Annotated in this window: 15 protein-coding genes and 1 tRNA gene; 6 read left to right on the top strand and 10 right to left on the bottom strand. The window is 39.2% G+C overall.

Annotation, left to right across the window (positions count from 1 at the left end):
* Window positions 1–5: 5 nt before the first annotated feature.
* Window positions 6–1,457: an Asp-tRNA(Asn)/Glu-tRNA(Gln) amidotransferase subunit GatB gene (gene gatB, locus A9P82_RS08665; RefSeq protein ID WP_066206761.1), complete on the bottom strand. Its 1,452-nt coding sequence runs from the start codon at window positions 1,455–1,457 to the stop codon at window positions 6–8.
* Window positions 1,458–1,519: 62 nt separating this feature from the next.
* The gene (locus tag A9P82_RS08660) at window positions 1,520–1,864 is read right to left on the bottom strand and encodes a winged helix-turn-helix transcriptional regulator (RefSeq protein WP_066206759.1); all 345 of its coding nucleotides are present in this window, start codon (window positions 1,862–1,864) and stop codon (window positions 1,520–1,522) included.
* 95 nt (window positions 1,865–1,959) lie between these two features.
* On the opposite strand from A9P82_RS08660, the gene A9P82_RS08655 reads away from it, so the two are divergent.
* Entirely contained in the window at window positions 1,960–2,559 is a 600-nt protein-coding gene (locus A9P82_RS08655) for a nitroreductase family protein (protein ID WP_066206756.1), read from the top strand.
* A gap of 56 nt (window positions 2,560–2,615) precedes the next feature.
* Here A9P82_RS08655 and A9P82_RS15425 read toward each other — a convergent pair whose 3' ends face one another.
* From A9P82_RS15425 to A9P82_RS15270, 5 genes are all read right to left on the bottom strand, one after another.
* A complete protein-coding gene (locus A9P82_RS15425) occupies window positions 2,616–2,756 on the bottom strand; it encodes a hypothetical protein (protein ID WP_156522638.1) in 141 nt (46 codons plus the stop codon).
* A 203-nt stretch (window positions 2,757–2,959) separates the two neighbouring features.
* Window positions 2,960–3,032, bottom strand: a tRNA-Phe gene (locus tag A9P82_RS08650).
* Between the two features lie 64 nt (window positions 3,033–3,096).
* Window positions 3,097–4,293, bottom strand: coding sequence for a DegT/DnrJ/EryC1/StrS family aminotransferase (locus tag A9P82_RS08645; protein ID WP_066206755.1), 1,197 nt, complete (start codon window positions 4,291–4,293; stop codon window positions 3,097–3,099).
* Between the two features lie 89 nt (window positions 4,294–4,382).
* Window positions 4,383–4,883, bottom strand: a complete 501-nt coding sequence (locus tag A9P82_RS08640) for an ankyrin repeat domain-containing protein (protein ID WP_066206753.1) — start codon at window positions 4,881–4,883, stop codon at window positions 4,383–4,385.
* Between the two features lie 70 nt (window positions 4,884–4,953).
* Window positions 4,954–5,688: a MerR family transcriptional regulator gene (locus A9P82_RS15270; protein WP_231891128.1), complete on the bottom strand. Its 735-nt coding sequence runs from the start codon at window positions 5,686–5,688 to the stop codon at window positions 4,954–4,956.
* Window positions 5,689–5,789: 101 nt separating this feature from the next.
* On the opposite strand from A9P82_RS15270, the gene A9P82_RS08630 reads away from it, so the two are divergent.
* The 5 genes from A9P82_RS08630 to A9P82_RS08610 all read left to right on the top strand — a co-directional run bounded on the left by A9P82_RS08630 (window position 5,790) and on the right by A9P82_RS08610 (window position 11,923).
* Window positions 5,790–6,785 carry an NAD-dependent epimerase/dehydratase family protein gene (locus A9P82_RS08630; protein WP_197492132.1) on the top strand — a complete coding sequence of 332 codons (996 nt, stop codon included), beginning with the start codon at window positions 5,790–5,792 and terminating at the stop codon, window positions 6,783–6,785.
* A gap of 272 nt (window positions 6,786–7,057) precedes the next feature.
* Complete coding sequence (locus tag A9P82_RS08625; protein WP_066206750.1) at window positions 7,058–7,900, top strand: murein L,D-transpeptidase catalytic domain family protein; 843 nt, start codon at window positions 7,058–7,060, stop codon at window positions 7,898–7,900.
* 119 nt (window positions 7,901–8,019) lie between these two features.
* Entirely contained in the window at window positions 8,020–8,403 is a 384-nt protein-coding gene (locus A9P82_RS08620; protein ID WP_066206747.1) for a RidA family protein, read from the top strand.
* Between the two features lie 122 nt (window positions 8,404–8,525).
* On the top strand, window positions 8,526–10,730 hold the full coding sequence (gene katG / locus A9P82_RS08615) for a catalase/peroxidase HPI (RefSeq protein ID WP_066206745.1): 2,205 nt from the start codon (window positions 8,526–8,528) through the stop codon (window positions 10,728–10,730).
* Between the two features lie 200 nt (window positions 10,731–10,930).
* Entirely contained in the window at window positions 10,931–11,923 is a 993-nt protein-coding gene (locus A9P82_RS08610; protein WP_066206742.1) for a fatty acid desaturase, read from the top strand.
* A gap of 63 nt (window positions 11,924–11,986) precedes the next feature.
* Here A9P82_RS08610 and A9P82_RS08605 read toward each other — a convergent pair whose 3' ends face one another.
* The 3 genes from A9P82_RS08605 to A9P82_RS08595 all read right to left on the bottom strand — a co-directional run bounded on the left by A9P82_RS08605 (window position 11,987) and on the right by A9P82_RS08595 (window position 17,166).
* Window positions 11,987–13,153: a BamA/TamA family outer membrane protein gene (locus A9P82_RS08605; protein WP_156522636.1), complete on the bottom strand. Its 1,167-nt coding sequence runs from the start codon at window positions 13,151–13,153 to the stop codon at window positions 11,987–11,989.
* 12 nt (window positions 13,154–13,165) lie between these two features.
* Window positions 13,166–14,734 (bottom strand): peptide MFS transporter, encoded by a 1,569-nt coding sequence (locus A9P82_RS08600; RefSeq protein WP_066206738.1) that lies wholly within the window; start codon window positions 14,732–14,734, stop codon window positions 13,166–13,168.
* A 644-nt stretch (window positions 14,735–15,378) separates the two neighbouring features.
* Window positions 15,379–17,166 carry a helix-turn-helix transcriptional regulator gene (locus A9P82_RS08595; protein WP_066206734.1) on the bottom strand — a complete coding sequence of 596 codons (1,788 nt, stop codon included), beginning with the start codon at window positions 17,164–17,166 and terminating at the stop codon, window positions 15,379–15,381.
* Window positions 17,167–17,232: the final 66 nt, after the last annotated feature.

Below are 17,232 nucleotides of genomic sequence, written 5' to 3'. Positions count from 1 at the left end.
TTAGTCTAACCGCTCAATTTTTCCTGCAACAATTCGGTTACTTTTTTGGGATCGGCTTTGCCTTTGCTCAGCTTTTTTACTTCGCCTACAAACAAACCGATTAATCCTTTTTTACCTTTTTGGTATTCTTTTACTTTATCCGGCATACGACTAATAGCTTCGTTTATCCATGATTCGAGTTGGCTATTGTCGCTTGTTTGCAATAAATTTTTGTTTGTTGCAATGTCGATTGCCGAAGCGTTTTTATCTTTTACCAATTCAGGAAAGATTTGTGAAGATGCCACAGAGAAATTTACTTTTCCTTCATCAATCATAGCGATTAATTCAGCTAACTGTTTAGGCAAAAAAGATAATTCTTCAAGGGAAATTTTTGCATCATTCACGTAAGAACGAATTGGTCCGTTAATCCAGTTGGCAACGGCTTTATAATTGTTTGAAAAAGGCAAAACATTTTCAAAAAAAACGGCAATTTCTTTTTCCGAGCAAAGTTGTTCCGCATCGTATTCGCTCAAGCCGAGTTGTGTTTGATATTTTTCAATCAAATCGTTGGGAAGCGCAGGCAGCGAGGATTTCAGCGAATTGATATATTCGTCTGACAAGTTTAACGGCGCTAAATCAGGTTCGGGAAAATAGCGATAATCATTCGCTTCTTCTTTATCACGAATTGAAAACGTCGTGTCTGTTGAAGCATCGAAACTGCGCGTTTGTTGTTGTACTTTTCCGCCGCTTTCTACCAATTTTATCATGCGTTCGATTTCGTATTCAATCGCTTTTTTGATGTTGCGGGTAGAGTTTAAATTTTTTACTTCGGCGCGTGTTCCAAGTTTCGTGTCGCCTTTCAAACGAATGGAAACATTCGCATCACAACGCAGGCTTCCTTCTTCCATATTTCCGTCCGAAACGCCCAGCCAGCGAACGAGTTTGCGAATTTCATTTACATATTGCCAAGCCTCGTCAGCCGTGTGCATATCCGGCTCTGAAACAATTTCTACCAATGGCGTTCCCGCGCGGTTCAAATCCACGCAAGTATAATCGTCATACACATCGTGAATGCTTTTGCCTGCGTCTTCTTCGAGATGAATGTGGTGCATTTGTATAAGGCGTTTTCCCTGTTCCGTTTTTATTAAAACAGTTCCGCCAATGCAAATCGGATGTGTATGTTGTGAAGTTTGCCAGCCTTTCGGCAAATCGGGGTAGAAGTAATTTTTTCTTGCAAAAAAATTGTATTTGGAAATTTCGCAATTGCATGCTAATCCGAGTTTTACGGCGTATTCAACTGCTTTTTTATTAAGCTTCGGCAACGTTCCGGGATGCGCCAAAGTTATTTCGCTGATGTGCGTATTCGGCGCTGCGCCAAAGCTTGCATCATCTGCACAAAACAGTTTGCTTTGCGTTGCGAGTTGCGCGTGAATTTCCAAGCCGATGACGGCTTCATATTTATCTGAAATAGAGGTCATGAGGCAAAGATAGTTTTCTAATACAACAATTTAAGATGCTTTCATAAAGCAAACTTTGTTTATTATACGACGCTTATTTTTTTATTCTTTTTTGCAGTTTCTTTTCCCCATTGCGCAATAGCATTAAGTACAGGAATAAGCGTTTTTCCGAATTTGGTTAATTCATATTCTACCTTAAGCGGCGGCTTGGTTGTATGAACAATTCTGGTAATGAGACCGTCTGCTTCTAATTCTTTCAACTGTATACTCAATGTTCGTTCCGTTACCATAGAAAGTTCTTTTCTTAATTCATTATAGCGCTTTTTTTCAATTAAATGAATAAGAATTACCGCTTTCCATTTCCCGCCAATAAATTTCATTGCAAGGCTTGTGCTGCAAGGATATTGCTTGTTATCTATACAATACATCTGTTACTATATTTTTTGACCGTTATTGCAAAGATAATATACTATACTTATTTTTGCAACTATAAAAATTATTGTTTAATTTAAAATCATAAAAAATGAATTTTTTAGACCTTGCAGAAAACAGGTACACGACAAAAAAGTACAATCCGAATGAAAAAATTGCTGAAGAGAAAATCCGGCAATTAAAAGAAATTTTACGATTAAGTCCGTCATCTATCAACAGTCAGCCTTGGAAATTTATTTTCGTTTCGGACGAAAAAACAAAAAGAGAATTGGCAAGTGTTTCTTATTATAACGAACCTAAAATCAACGACGCAAGCCATTTAATTGTATTCAGCGCGATTGATGATATTGATGAGTTTGAAGAACAAATTCACAAGCACTTGCCGGAAGGTTCTGTAAAATATTATAACCAATTCTTGAAGCCTTTATCAGAATCGGAAATTAAATCTTGGTTTCAACATCAAGTATATCTTTCGTTGGGCTTCTTTTTGAGCGCTTGCGCTTCAATGGAAATTGATTCTACTCCAATGGAAGGAATTAAAAATGAAGAATACGATAAAATACTGCAACTAAACAGCTATAAAACTTTGTTCGCAGTTGCGATCGGTTACAGAAATCCCGATGATGCCAACCAACCGTCCCTCAAACCAAAATCTCGATTGACATTAGAAAGTGTTATTCAATCTGTATAAAAACTTCAAAAGACCTATAAGGCTTTTAAAGCCTTATAGGTCTAAAATCTTATGCATTACTTCAAAATTAATAACCAATCTTTATTCAGGTTATGGGAAATAGTATTGTCCGAATAAAACAGCTTGCTTTGTATAGCTAACTGCGCATGAATTTTCACGCCGCTGACGGCTTCGTATTTATCTGAAATAGATGACATGGGTAAAGATAGTTTTCTAAACTGATTTTACTTCACTGCCGCTTAAAGCCCCAAGTAAGCACAGCCGTCGTTTAGCAAAATCATAACCTTTTTCCTCCGTTGTTAACGTTCTTGTTAACGCTTTCGTTTTCTGCTGTGAATTCTGCCAATCGCTTATCTACAAAAAAAGACGAAACTCTTGCTACGCTTGAGTTCCGTCTTTGTGGTGTGAGCCGGGATCGAACCGGCGACACAAGGATTTTCAGTCCTTTGCTCTACCAACTGAGCTACCGCACCATTCCTGAAAGGAGTGCAAATGTAAAAGCTATATTTTAATAAACAAAATTTCTGCGAACAAAAATTAAAATACGCTTTCAATTGCTGCTTTCAGTTTATCCGCTTTTTCTTTCGCCTGCTCTTCTGTCCATGTAAGACTGATGTTTGTCGTAATGCAGCGCGACATTATGGTATCGCTTGCGGAAAAATCCCGCGATGATAATCTTTCCAAAGCATCAATCTGTTCAGGATTTAATTTATTATAGGTAGAAAGGTTTTTTAAGTGATGCCAGTTGCGGATGTAATGCCAGTTATTATCGTACCAATAAAAATTTCCTGCCAAAATATTTTCCGCTTTCAGCTTCGTAACTAAAGCTTTCGCTTTCTCTTCCGAAGGTAAAAACCAACTCACAGAGCCGCAACTGTCGCCGCTTTCATCTGGGATTTTTCTGAAAGAGATTTGCGGAATAGTTGATAAAATTTCTTTTACAATTGCGTGATTTTTTTTCTGCAAAGAAAGAAATTCGTTTAGTCTTCTCATCTGCGCCAAACCAACAGCTGCGTGCAGTTCAGAGATTCTGAAATTATATCCGAGAAAAGGATGCAGGTCTGCGCCTCTGTCCACGCCTTTATGGTCGTGTCCGTGGTCGCTGTACGCATCAAGTGCCGTGTAAGTTTGTGCATCGTTGGTAACTACTGCACCGCCTTCGCCGCAAGTAACGGTTTTTACAAAGTCGAAAGAATAGGCACCTGCATCGCCGATGGTGCCTACATATTTCCCCTTGTATTTCGCACCGAGACTTTGACAAGCATCTTCCAACAACAACAAACTATGCTGCTCGCAAATTGCTTTCAGCGCATCCAAATCCGCCGGCGCACCGCACATGTGAACGGGCATTACGCATTTTGTCGCAGGTGTAATTGCCGCGCGAACAGCTTCTGGATTTAAGGTTAATGTTTCATCTACATCCACCAAAACAGGAACTGCGCCTACACTCAACACAGCTTCAAAACTTGCTACAAAAGTGAACGTAGGCATTATCACTTCATCGCCGGCGCCTATACCGAGAACAGCCAAAGCTGTTGTCAGCGCTGCCGTTCCGCTTGATACTAACTGTGCATGATTTACGCTGAGCTGACTGCAGATTTCCTGTTCGAGTTCTTTCGCTTTCCATCTGCCTTTGCGTGCGCCGTCGAAACCGTAACGCATAAGTATTCCTGTTTCTAAAACTTCGTTTACTTCTTTTCTTTCCTGTTCGCCAAATAATTCAAAGCCGGGCATTTGATGTATGATTTAATGAATTAAGATTTATGAATTGTGGAGCAAAAGTAGGATGTTTTTATTACACGGATTTTATCGAATTTCACGAATTATTTCAATAGGTTGTCAATACTTGTTTTGTAGATTTGTTCAAACAAACTTTTGGAACTTCTACCATAATTATTTATAATTTCTGTATTCGCTCCATATTCAAGAAACAACTTTACTATTTCAAAATTTCCACGCGCATTAAATACCGAAGTCCATAATGGAGTATTGCCGTGTTTATCTGTGATGTTGACATTTGCGCCTTTACTCAGAAGTAATTTTCCAATATCAATTAATTTTTCTTGCCCTACAAAATGTAATGCCGTATAGCCAAGATTGTCTTTTAAATTCAAATCTGCATTGTTTTCGATTAGCCAATTAATAAAATCAATTTTTTGTTCAATAACAGCATTGATTAATGTAGTTCTGTTGTAGCTGTCAGTAATGTTTATACCAAATTCTTTTAGGGTTTGTTTGGCAATTTCGTATTTTTCTTGATGAATATTATTTCTTAATTCATCAACTTTTGGGTCGGATTTTTTTGGTCTTCCTGACTTTGACATTTGATGCAGATTTTGTATAAAAACAAGCAAAAATTATTTCTTCAAATCTTTAAATTATTCAAATCATGGTTCATGTGTTTGCTTTCAATTCCAACAAAAAACTTTTAAAATTATTCAATGACTGAATCAATTGGAGGTTTTCTTCCGTGTGTTGCTTGTGAGCCTTCAGATGTTTATTGGCACCGTCGATTGTGAGTTTTTTCTGGCGAAGCAAATAATATATAGTCTGCAAATTCTTTACATCTTCCGGACGAAAAAAACGGTCGCCTTTTTTATTTTTTTTCGGTTTTAAAATCTTGAATTGATTTTCCCAAAAACGCAGCAGCGAAGTGTTTACGCGAAACCATTTTGCAACGACACTAATAGGATAATATTGTTTTTGAAACAATTCTTCATCGCTCGGAACATTGATTAAATCAACTTCATTGTCAATTTCTTTAAATGATTTTCTGCCGCGTTTTTTAGGAATAATTTTTTCTTCTGCTTCTTTAGTTTCAACAATCGGTTCCTGCTCAATTTTTGTCTCTTTAGACTGATTGAGCGATTTTATTTTCACACCTATTTTATCATCTGAGAAAACAAGGCTTTCTTCTTTTTGCTCATTTTCTTGTTGAATAGTTTCCTCTAATTCTTCTACAATAAAATCTACTGAAAAATCAGGCGCCGCAGGTATTTCAGCCCTTGTTTCCCCATCTTTCGGGAACAGCGGTTCTCCGGAAAAAGTCTCAGGAATTTTATCCGTTTTATCTGTTTTTTCTTTCTTTTCTTCTTTGGGCTGTTCGCCGCCGAAATCGAATAAAGACAACTGTTGCATTTTGTAAAAATAATAATCCCCGACAATTTAGTTTAATTTCTCTTGAATTGAAAAGCTAAACCCTTTATTTTGTAAAAATTTTAATAGCTGTTTTGAATACGCAACAATCAAAAGAAATCATTCTTGTTACAGGCGCAAGCGGACTCGTGGGGTCGCATATTTTACAGGAATTAAAATCGTCGAATGCACATATTATCGCGGTTTGCAGAAATATTCCCGAAAATGCAGACGAAAGATTTGAATGGGAAAGTTGTGATATTTTGGATGTGATTGCATTGGAAAATTTGTTTCACGGCGTTGATAAAATTTATCATTGCGCAGCTGTAGTTTCTTTTGACCCGAAAAAGAAAAAGGAGCTTTTTCAAATAAATGTTGAAGGCACGGCAAATGTGGTAAACGCGGCGTTGAATTGCGGCGTGAAAAAATTATTGCACGTAAGTTCTGTTGCAGCAATCGGCGAATCGAAGGGCGAAGATAAAGTTGTGCAAGAAGATTTGGAATGGAAAGATGAATGCGCAACCGATTATGGTAAAAGCAAACATCTCGCCGAAATGGAAGTGTGGCGCGGCTTGAGCGAAGGCTTGAACGCTGTAATTATTAATCCGACGATAATTTTAGGTTGTGCAGATTGGAACAGCGGTTCAACCGAAATTTTCAAAACCGTATATGAAGAATTTCCTTATTACACCGAAGGTGTTCACGGTTTTGTAGATGCACAAGATGTCGCCCGGGCGGCTGTAATGCTGATGAACAGTGATGTTCAAGCACAGCGTTTTATTTTAAACGGGGCAAATATTTCTTACAAAGATTTATTTCTCAAAATTGCAAATGCCTTCGACAAGAAACCGCCACATAAAAAAGTAACCAAGCTGCTTGCAGAAATTGTGTGGCGCGTAAGTTACTTCAAAGGGAAAATTACAGGCAAGCCTTCTATCTTAAATAAAAATTCTGCGCGCATTGCGTTGGCAAATATCCAGTTTGACAACCGGAAATTATTTAAGTATTTTCCTGATTTTCAATATACTGCCGTCGATGTTTCAGTAGAGCGTATCTGCAAAGCTTTGAAAGGTGTATATCATTTGGAATAGTATTTTTAACATTTTTACTTAAAATCTATTTAAACATCGGTCTATTTCTGCGGTCAAAATGCCTAAATTTGCAACGCTCCTGAAAAAATTTTAGGAAAATCTTTGTAAAACACAATATTTTTTACGATTATTACATTTTAATTAAATTAATTGTCTAATCGTATTTTAGCTAAATTTATTTGTTCATCCTTTTAATTGTCTCTTTCCAGTTTGGAAGACAATTGACCAAAAACATTTTTAGAAAAGTGAGAAGATTTCTTTTTCTATGCACGATGAGTGTAAGTTTATGTTCATTTGTATCGCCAAAATCCGGGTTAAACAGTGTTTTTCTCCCTGTTGATAAAAGTTTTCCGTCTTTATTGCCAAATAAGCCTGTCGGGCAAACTAAGGCGTATATGTATGTCGATTCGATTTATACAAAAACAAGATTGGAAACCTATGGTTTAAAGCGCGAGGTATTTTACAATGCATTCAAAGGTTATGAATATTTATTGAGCAAAGGGATGCTGGACAAAACCAATTTATTGACGATTATTGATTACAGTCAAAGCAGCACCCAAAAGCGTTTGTATGTAATTGATTTGGCGAGTGGTCGTGTATTATATAATACTTATGTTTCGCATGGTCAGCGCTCGGGCAAAGAGTTCGCAACGAGTTTTTCCAATGTTGATGAGTCGCACAAAAGTTCTTTGGGATTCATTGTTACAGGAAGTCCGTATCGTGGCGGTTCGGGTTACAGTCTGCATTTAAAAGGTGTAGAACCCGGCATTAATGACCATATTTATCGTCGCAATATTGTAATGCACGGCAGTCATTATGTAAATGAAAAACGTGCAGATGAAAGTGAGCTTGGCAGAAGCTTTGGCTGTCCTGCAGTTCCTTACGGACAACAATATGATATCATCAATACTATTAAAAACGGAAGTTGTGTGTTCATTTGGGCGCCGGACAATCACTATCAAATGGCATCCAAAATTTTGAATGCAGCATTTGAATGGCCCGCATTGAAAGGCGGTAAGGCACAGCAGTTTCCCGATTTATTACCGCCGGCATTGAATAACACAACTGAAAACAATAAACTACCCGTTCAACCATCTACAAACAATAAAGGGTAAATAAAATTTTAGTAATATTAAATTTCTTTTAATCCGCTTCGGTAAAACGCGAGCGGATTTTTTATTTCTGGCAAATTCCCTAACTTGCTTACAAATATTATTTAACCGGAATTGATACAATGTCAAAGCAAATTATTATTACAGAAAACGCACCGGCGCCTGTCGGTCCGTATAATCAGGCAATTAAGGCAGGAAATTTTCTCTTCGTAAGCGGGCAAATAGCCATCGATCCCGCAACAAATCAGTTGTTTTCAGGAAGTCTGGAAGATGAAACTCGTTTAGTCTTTAAAAACTTAAAAGGCGTTTTAGATGCTGCCGGGTACGATTTTAAAGATGTAGTCAAAGCGACCGTATTTCTGAGCGATATGGGTTTATTTGCAAAAGTAAATGAAATATATGCAGAATATTTTACGGAAAATCCGCCGGCAAGGGAATGCGTTGCCGTGAAAACTTTGCCCAAAAACGTGAATGTAGAAATAAGCGTAATTGCTTATGCTGAATAAATGTTTTCTATGAGTGAATAATAATTATCGATAAATTCTATTGATAATACAACATACATTTGTTACCGATATTTTGAAGGATAAACTAATTTTAAAATCTATACTATTCAAAATTAAAGATTATGGAAGCAAATTCAGGAGACATCAGCAAGTGCCCGTTTCACAATGGTACGCTTAAAAAAGAAAACATCAGCACTGCAGGAACACAAAACAAAGATTGGTGGCCCAAGCAGCTTACGCTGGACATTTTGCGGCAACATTCGTCTTTGACCGACCCTTACGGCGAAGAATATAATTATGCAGAAGAATTTAAAAAGCTCGATTACGATGCTTTGAAACAAGACCTCACCGATTTAATGACCGATTCACAAGATTGGTGGCCCGCAGATTTCGGGCATTACGGCGGGTTTATGATTCGTATGGCCTGGCACAGTGCAGGCACTTATCGTGTGCAGGACGGTCGCGGCGGCGGCGGTCGTGGGCAGCAACGCTTTGCGCCGTTAAACAGCTGGCCCGACAATGTAAGTTTGGATAAAGCACGTCGTTTATTATTGCCTATTAAATTAAAATACGGTAAAAAAATTTCCTGGGCAGATTTAATCATTCTCGCAGGCAATGTTGCCCTCGAATCAATGGGTTTCAAAACCTCCGGTTTTGGCGGCGGTCGTACCGATGTTTGGGAAGCAGATAAAGATGTTTATTGGGGTGATGAAAAAGCTTGGGTAGCACAACACAGAAATCCTGAAACACTTGAAAATCCGCTCGCAGCTACGGAAATGGGATTGATTTATGTAAATCCCGAAGGTCCCGACCGCAATCACGACCCGTTGTCGGCGGCAGTCGCCATTCGCAAGACCTTTGGAAATATGGGCATGAATGACGAAGAAACCGTTGCGTTGATTGCCGGCGGGCATACTTTCGGAAAAACGCACGGCGCAGCCGACCCCAACAAATATGTAGAAGCGGAACCCGAAGCTGCTCCAATAGAACAACAAGGTTTTGGTTGGAAAAACAGTTATGGAACAGGCACAGGCTCCGAAGCTATTACAAGCGGCATCGAAGTTACCTGGACAACCACGCCTGTTCAATGGAGCCACGATTTCTTTAAACATTTATTTGAATTTGAGTGGGAACTTTCCCAAAGCCCAGCGGGCGCTTACCAGTGGGTGGCAAAACAAGCAGGCGAAATTGTTCCTGACGCGTTTGACAGCTCTAAAAAGCATTTCCCTACCATGCTCACGACCGACCTTTCCCTGAAATTCGACCCGGTTTACGAAAAAATATCCCGCCGTTTTTATGAACATCCCGATGAATTTGCCGATGCGTTTGCTCGCGCCTGGTTTAAATTGATACATCGCGATATGGGACCAAAATCCCGCTATCTCGGACCGGAAGTTCCGGCAGAAGATTTTATTTGGCAAGACCCTATTCCGGCGGTTGATTTTAAATTGATTGATGAAAAAGATATTGCCGATTTAAAAGCGAAAGTTTTAAGTTCAGGCTTGTCGGTTTCTGAATTGGTAACAACGGCTTGGGCTTCCGCATCTACTTTCCGCGGCGGCGATAAACGCGGTGGTGCAAATGGTGCGCGCATTCGTCTTGCTCCGCAAAAAGACTGGGCAGTGAACAATCCTGCACAACTTTCAAAAGTATTGAGCGCATTGGAATCTATCCAAAAAGAATTTAACGATGCACAAACAGACGGCAAAAAAGTTTCCCTGGCAGACTTGATTGTATTAGCCGGAAATGCAGGCGTGGAAAAGGCTGCAAAAGATGCGGGCGTAGAAATTTCCGTTCCTTTTGCCGCAGGAAGAAACGATGCAACACAAGAGCAAACCGACGTAGAGTCGTTCGCTTATCTTGAACCGTTTGCAGATGGTTTCCGCAATTACCTGAAAGCAAAATCTACCGTTTCTACCGAAGCATTATTGATAGATAAAGCGCAATTACTCACACTTTCCGCACCGGAAATGACTGTGTTGGTGGGCGGATTACGCGTGTTGGGCGCGAATTATGACGATTCTAAAAACGGTGTTTTCACGGACAAAGTAGGAACGCTGAGCAACGATTTCTTTGTGAATTTGTTGGACATGAACACAGTATGGAAAGCGACCGACGATTCCAAAGAATTGTTCGAAGGAAGCGATCGCAAAACAGGAGCGCCAAAATGGACGGCAACACGCGCCGATTTGGTTTTTGGTTCTCACTCTGAATTAAGAGCCTTAGTCGAAGTTTATGCAAGCAGCGATGCTAAAGAAAAGTTTGTAAAAGACTTTGTTGCTGCCTGGACTAAAGTGATGAATTTGGACAGGTTTGATTTGGCTTAGTGATTCAAAATGAATTTTTATTACTCTTGTTACAAAAGGCTATGCAAATTTTTGTATAGCTTTTTTGTTAAGCAAGTTGTTAATTTAGGTTTTGTGATATTATCGTAGATAATATAATGAAAAAAAAATCGTTTTTAGTTGATATTGACAAATAATTTCCCCTATCTTTCAATCCCATTCATCATCCATAAATATTTTCAATGAACTGTAAACAACAATTCAGTTGGTCGGACGAGTGCGAGCCGCATAAATTGCGCACAAAAAAAATTCTTAGTCAGCATCCCGAAATCAGGGAGCTAATCGGACGAAATCCTTATACATTTTTAATCATTCTGCTTTGCGTTGCCTTGCAAAGTACTATTGCTTATTTTTTGCGCGACAGCTATTGGTGGCTCGTTTTTGTACTCGCGTATTTTGTAGGTGCGTTTGCCGATCACACGCTGTTCGTATGTATTCACGAATCATCACACAATCTTATTTTTAAGAAGAGAGGATTGAATACTGTTGCAGGTTTTATTGCAAATCTTCCATTGATATTTGCAAGTTATTCTTCGTTTAAAAAATATCATTTAAAGCACCACGCATTTCAGGGAATTGAAGCGCTGGATGCCGATATGCCGAGCTATTGGGAAGCAAAGCTGGTGGGAAATTCTACTATTAAAAAAGCGTTGTGGTTGCTGTTTTATCCGATTGCGCAGGCGAGCCGTTTGACGAGAATGAACAAAGAAGTAAAGTTGTTTGACAAAGAGATGTTGTTGAACTGGCTTCTGCAAATTATATATGTCGGAGCCGTTTATTATTTCTGCGGATGGAAAGGAATTGTATTTCAGTTGGGAAGCTTCTTTTTCTCGGTTGGCTTGCATCCATTGGGTGCACGTTGGGTACAGGAACATTTTTTGACCGACGGCGAGCAGGAAACAAAAAGCTATTATGGTCCTTTGAATGTGGTAAATCTGAACGTAGGTTTTCACAATGAGCATCACGATTTTCCATCTGTTCCATGGCACAATTTGCCCAAGATAAAAAAGATTGCGAATGAGCATTATGACTGTTTGGCTTCGCACACATCATATACGAAATTGCTATTCAAATTTTTGTTTTGTCGCGAACTGTCTGTGTTTTCACGTATGGCAAGAAGCAACAAAGGTAAAAGTGTAACAAAAGTAGCCGCTGCAATTGAAGTATCGGCGTAAAAAACAGATTTATGATAAAGCCACAGATGTATCAGATGATTTTTCTGTACATCTGTGGCTTTTTTAAAACGCTTCATTCATGGAAAAATAAACACCGGACAAACGTTTTTCATTTGGCAGCTTTTGTCCTACGCCGTAATCCAGCCGCATGGTTAAATCTTTGCTTAAATCAAAGAAATACCGAATGCCTATTCCGTAACTTGGTTTTAATATTCCGAAGGAAAAATTTTCCTGCCCGTAAACCGTACCATAACCGCCAAATGCGACCGCTGCAAAGCGTGGAATAAAACGGTAACGAAATTCGGCTTGCGCAGCCAGCATATTTTTGTCTCTGAACCGCCCTTGATAATAACCGCGCATCATATCTTCGCCACCCAGCTTCGGCAGCAAATAAAAGGGGACATCTTTACCCGAAATTTCCCGGTATATTCCATTGAATGCCAAAGTTATTTTTGAGCTGACAGGCGTAAAATATCTGCCATCAAAATTGATAAAGCTTCCATGAAAATTATTCCCACCGAAAAAATCAGGTGTATAATTAAATGAGACTTTTCCGTATAAACCGTTTGTCGTATAAGTAACATTGTTGCGCGAATCATATATTTGTTCAATACCAAAATAAACTTGCTTGCCGCCGTATTTACCGTAATAATCTCCTGAAGCGAGTGTGCCACCTGCATCCATATTATGGTATGCGTATTTTTCAAAACCACTCCTTAGCCCAATATAGTAATGCCGTACAATTTTTTTATCCACTGCAACAATTGCGAGTCCACGTTTTTCATTAACCACATCTTTGTCGGCTGCGACGGTATGGGCGCCAATTCCGTAAAAGTCGTAAGGGTAATTTTGATAACGGAATTCTGCATAATAATGATACTTGTTCTGTTTGCTCCACACGTCTGCAAGCAATTTCAGAGAGGTCTGATTTTTAGTGGTGTGTGTGCCCAAAAAATTCAGGGTAGATACGCGGGTTTCTTTATCCAGCTTGTCTGTATAAAAAGAATAAATAGCGGTAAAGCCATATTCCAAGCCTGTTTCCGGCGCAATGGATCCCACGGGAAAAGGGAAGAAAGAATTTTTCCTTACCGTATCTTTTTCGTTGGACAGATACCGGTGCATCAGCTTTTTTACCCAGGAAGTATCTTGCGAAAAAGAAACATTTGTATATAAGCAAAATGCAGTTATCATTGAGAGATAAACTGCATTCTTTTTAAATAATATTTTCAAAGGTCATAATTTTTATCTTACACCGCGCATCAGCTTTTTTATCAGCGGCGCACACACGATTAACAATATGCCTGCGGCAACGCAAATGTATGCCATTTGTTTGTAACCATCTGTATAGCTTAGTAAACGGTCGTAATTGGTGGTTGTGCTTCCGCCGGAAGACATAGCTGCTCCTAACAATCCCGCGCCGTATTGACCATAAGCGCTTGCCAGAAACCACATACCAATCATCACGCCTTGTAATTTTTTAGGAGAAAGCTTGGTAACGATGGACATTCCAATCGGCGATAAACAAATCTCTGCAATGGAAATAAGCAGGTAAGCAAATGTAAATATGCCGAGCGATGCTTCCGTGCCCTGCGCATTGGCTGTATATCTTAAATAGAAAAAGAAAAAATAAGATGCTGCCATAAACAAAAAGCTGATACCGAATTTGTTAATCGTATTAGGTTCGGCTTTTCTTTTCGACATCCAAAGCCACACCATGCCGGCTACCAAGCCAAGAAAAATAATGAAGAATGAGTTGGCTGAATTATTAACCATATTCGGGTCGAGCGTGATAAAGCCGAGTAATTTGTGCGACAGATTTTTCTCTGCGAAAATGGCGAGTGAACCGCCGGCTTGCTCAAAAAATGTTTCAAACACGAAATAGAAAAAGATAAAAATGAATGCTGCAAACAGCTTTGATTTTGCACCTTCTTCTTTCTGGCGAAATACTTCAAACAAAAAATAAAGTACCGCGACTATTGCAAGCGAATACATAAAAACGGAAGTGAAGCTCGCATTTTTTATCAGCAATAAAATAATAGGAATAGCGATAATACCACCTGCATACACAGCATATTCTTTCCATGCGGGATTGGAGTTTTTTACAGGTGTATCTATTTCCACTTTTTGTAAAGTGTCGTTGATGTCCACAACATGAAGATTTTCATTTGTTCCGGGCTTATTACCGATTGGTTTAATGAATTTTTTCGTTAGTAAAAAGGTAATCAATCCTACAATCATTACAGTCCCTGAAGCTATAAAAGCATAAGACCAACCGAAATCGGGAGATTTACCAAGATATACACAAACAATGCCGCCAAACAGTGCACCTAAATTAATACCGGAATAAAAAAGACTGAAACCCGCATCGCGCCGCACATCGCCATCTTTGTAGAGCCAACCGACCATTGAGGTAATATTCGGTTTAAAAAATCCTGTTCCTATAACGCTGCAAGTAATTCCAAGATAAAACCAATCGTGCGGATTTGCTGCTATGATAAAGTTTCCCGCAATCATCACAAGCGCACCGAAAACGAGTGAGCGCTTGAAGCCTAAAATTTTATCGGCAAACATTCCACCTAAAAAAGTAAACGCATATACAAAAGCCTGAATAGTGCCATACTGGAGATTTGCAGATTTTTCGGCAAGCCCAAGTCCGCCGCGCAAATGGTCAATCATAAAAATGGTAAGTACGCCACGCATTCCGTAAAAGCAAAAACGTTCCCACATTTCTACGAGAAACATATACCAGATTTGCTTGGGATATTTCCCTTTGAAGTTTTGTATTTGGTCTAAAGTCAGGTCTTGAGCCATTTGTACTTAAATTATTAAATGATAGAATATATTTTCCAAATATATTGAAGTTGAACTACACGCCAAAAAATTAAAAAGAGAAGAACATGCTGATATTATATTTCTATTAAATGGAAAATGATTTCATTTTGTCTTTTCTCTTTCGCAATAAGAACGGCAAAGGCGCAGAACATACCCGGGAAACCGGACAAGAAGCCGCTGTCGTTTTGCGACAGCGTATAACATTAATATATGTACTCTTGCCGTCATTATTCACGGGGTTCAATCTGTAATAAGCAGTAGTTTCAGATTGCGGCGCGTCGCAGGTGTAAGTTGTATTATTTCCCCTTAGCAATAATGGTTACGACCTTACAAAGTTTTTGTATCTGTACCTTTTTAAAAGGTAATGAAAGAATTTTTATGGAAAATAGCTCCGTTAAATTTACTCCGTCATATTTTCAATTCGCTTATCAAAATACCACCATACCAATACCATAACCAAGAGTGTAAGCAATATTAATAGCCCGTACACGAGTGTGTCTTTTGATGGTTTTTTCACACACATAAAATTACCTTAGAGGTTGCTGTGTGAGAAGAAAACAGCGTTACAAATGCATTACATGGTCGTTACAAAAGCGTTACAATTATTGTCTTATTTTAAGTTGTCAGATGTTTTGCGCGATAGAGCGAATGTTGTCTGTTTCGGAAATATTTATTTTTTTTCGCAGGCGGAAAATGGTTACACGGATGCTCTGCGGCGATACGCCGGTAGCAGCTGCCATTTCTTTGTTGTTCATTCCGAGCTTGGCGAGCGCCATAAATCGTTGTTCGCCGGTTGTAAGTTCCGGCATTTTTTGATTGAGCCGTAACCAATAACCGGGATAAATTTTTTCAAAAGAATCTTTGAAGCGAATCCAGTCTTCTTCGGTAAGGATAGTAATATCGTTTAATGCTTTATTGGCGTTTGTATCATTGTTGAGGCGAGACTGAAGTGTTTCTATTAATATATTTTTTTCGGAGATATTGCGGGTAAAAGCGTCGAGTTGCTGTTGTGCATTGGCAATTTGCTGTTTCGTTTGCGCAGCTTCCCATTCGGCGGCTTGTTTTTCTTTTTGTAGTCTTTCGTAATGAAGATTTTGCTGCAAGCGATAGCGGTTATACAAAAGCCCCGCAAAAATGGCAAGCAGCGCTACTGCCGCCAATATGTAGTTGCGCAGCCGAACCTGAGCCACTTCCGCGTTTTGTGCATGTTGAAGAGATATTTGCATGTCCTCGTATTCGATGCGCGCGTTGATAGTAGCAAGTTTGCTGTTATTGATTTTGGCTTGTAATGTATCGGAGTAAGTATGATACCTGTCATTGTAAACGTAAGCGCTGTCGTATTTGCCGAGCATTTTGTAGGTGTCGGAGATATTTTGTAGTGCGGTAATGGTATTTTGCAGGTCGCCGCTTTGAGATGCCCATTGGTAAGCGAGCTTGCTTTGGTACAATGCGCTATCGAATTGTTCGTGAATAAGGTTGATTTTCGCTAATGTATTTTGCGCCAGCGCTGCGTCGCTAAACTGTTTTGTTGCTATGCTTGATTGTATATTTTGTGAAAGCAAAGGTATCGCTTCATCGTATTTGCCCTGCAAAAATAAACCTTGTGCAATTCCGCCTTTGGCAACACCTTTCCATATTTTTACGAAAACTGAATCGGGAAGCGCGGAATGATAAACATAATCCTTCGGGTTGTGAATATAGTCTGCAAGAATGTTTTGAAGTTCTTGATAGTAATAAATAGTGCTGTCCGCCTTTTTTAGTGCTTTGTACGATGCACCTAAAGCATCTAATTGCAAACAATAATTGGAAATATCAGTATGCGGAGTATGCATCAGCGCCAGCGTTTGCAAACCGTAATGAATGCTTTGTGTATAATTGGTAGTTTGATACAGTACTGCGCTTACACTTAAATAACGCAGGTAAATAAGTGGAAAATGCTCCACACCTATTTGTTGTTGCACGTCTATTGCTTTCATTATGTAAAAAAGAGACGCCGCAGTCTCTCTTTCGCTTAGAATTGCTGCATACAGCGTATATATTTCAGAAAGAAGTTGCTTGTCTCCGATGGAAGACGCAGCAGAAACTGCCTTTTTGATAGAAGAAACAGCAGAAGTATCAGGAATATTAAGCTCTCTTTTCCCTAATATTTTATAGATGATTATTCGCACCGCCAAACGCGGGCTGTAATGATTTTGCAAATAATTGTCTAATTCAAGAGTGCGTTGCCGAAAAGCAGAAGGCTTGGCGTACGCTTTTAAATCTGCGTAAGTAGCTTCGGCTTTAGTAGTTTGAGAAGTATCGCTTGCGTTCCATGCTTCGATAAGCGCATCGGTAGGCAGGTGTTGAGCTTTTAAGCTGAAAGGCGAAATGCAGATTGTGATGAGAAAAAGTATTGCAGCAAAAATTCGCATTCAAGAGTATTATGAATGCAATATATTAAATTTCCGGCAAGGAGAGAAACGACTGCCTGAGGATTT

Source organism: Arachidicoccus sp. BS20, from assembly GCF_001659705.1.
Taxonomy (GTDB): Bacteria; Bacteroidota; Bacteroidia; order Chitinophagales; family Chitinophagaceae; genus Arachidicoccus.
This window is presented reverse-complemented; position numbering and strand designations above follow the sequence as displayed.

Excerpts from the sequence above, each read along its gene's own strand:
- gatB (WP_066206761.1), bottom strand. The coding sequence starts at position 1,457 with ATGACCTCTATTTCAGATAAATATGAAGCCGTCATCGGCTTGGAAATT.
- katG (WP_066206745.1), top strand. The coding sequence starts at position 8,526 with ATGGAAGCAAATTCAGGAGACATCAGCAAGTGCCCGTTTCACAATGGT.
- A9P82_RS08600 (WP_066206738.1), bottom strand. The coding sequence starts at position 14,734 with ATGGCTCAAGACCTGACTTTAGACCAAATACAAAACTTCAAAGGGAAA.
- A9P82_RS08655 (WP_066206756.1), top strand. The coding sequence starts at position 1,960 with ATGAATTTTTTAGACCTTGCAGAAAACAGGTACACGACAAAAAAGTAC.
- A9P82_RS08625 (WP_066206750.1), top strand. The coding sequence starts at position 7,058 with ATGAGTGTAAGTTTATGTTCATTTGTATCGCCAAAATCCGGGTTAAAC.
- A9P82_RS08660 (WP_066206759.1), bottom strand. The coding sequence starts at position 1,864 with ATGTATTGTATAGATAACAAGCAATATCCTTGCAGCACAAGCCTTGCA.
- A9P82_RS08640 (WP_066206753.1), bottom strand. The coding sequence starts at position 4,883 with ATGTCAAAGTCAGGAAGACCAAAAAAATCCGACCCAAAAGTTGATGAA.
- A9P82_RS08610 (WP_066206742.1), top strand. The coding sequence starts at position 10,931 with ATGAACTGTAAACAACAATTCAGTTGGTCGGACGAGTGCGAGCCGCAT.
- A9P82_RS08620 (WP_066206747.1), top strand. The coding sequence starts at position 8,020 with ATGTCAAAGCAAATTATTATTACAGAAAACGCACCGGCGCCTGTCGGT.
- A9P82_RS08645 (WP_066206755.1), bottom strand. The coding sequence starts at position 4,293 with ATGCCCGGCTTTGAATTATTTGGCGAACAGGAAAGAAAAGAAGTAAAC.
- A9P82_RS15425 (WP_156522638.1), bottom strand. The coding sequence starts at position 2,756 with ATGTCATCTATTTCAGATAAATACGAAGCCGTCAGCGGCGTGAAAATT.
- A9P82_RS08595 (WP_066206734.1), bottom strand. The coding sequence starts at position 17,166 with ATGCGAATTTTTGCTGCAATACTTTTTCTCATCACAATCTGCATTTCG.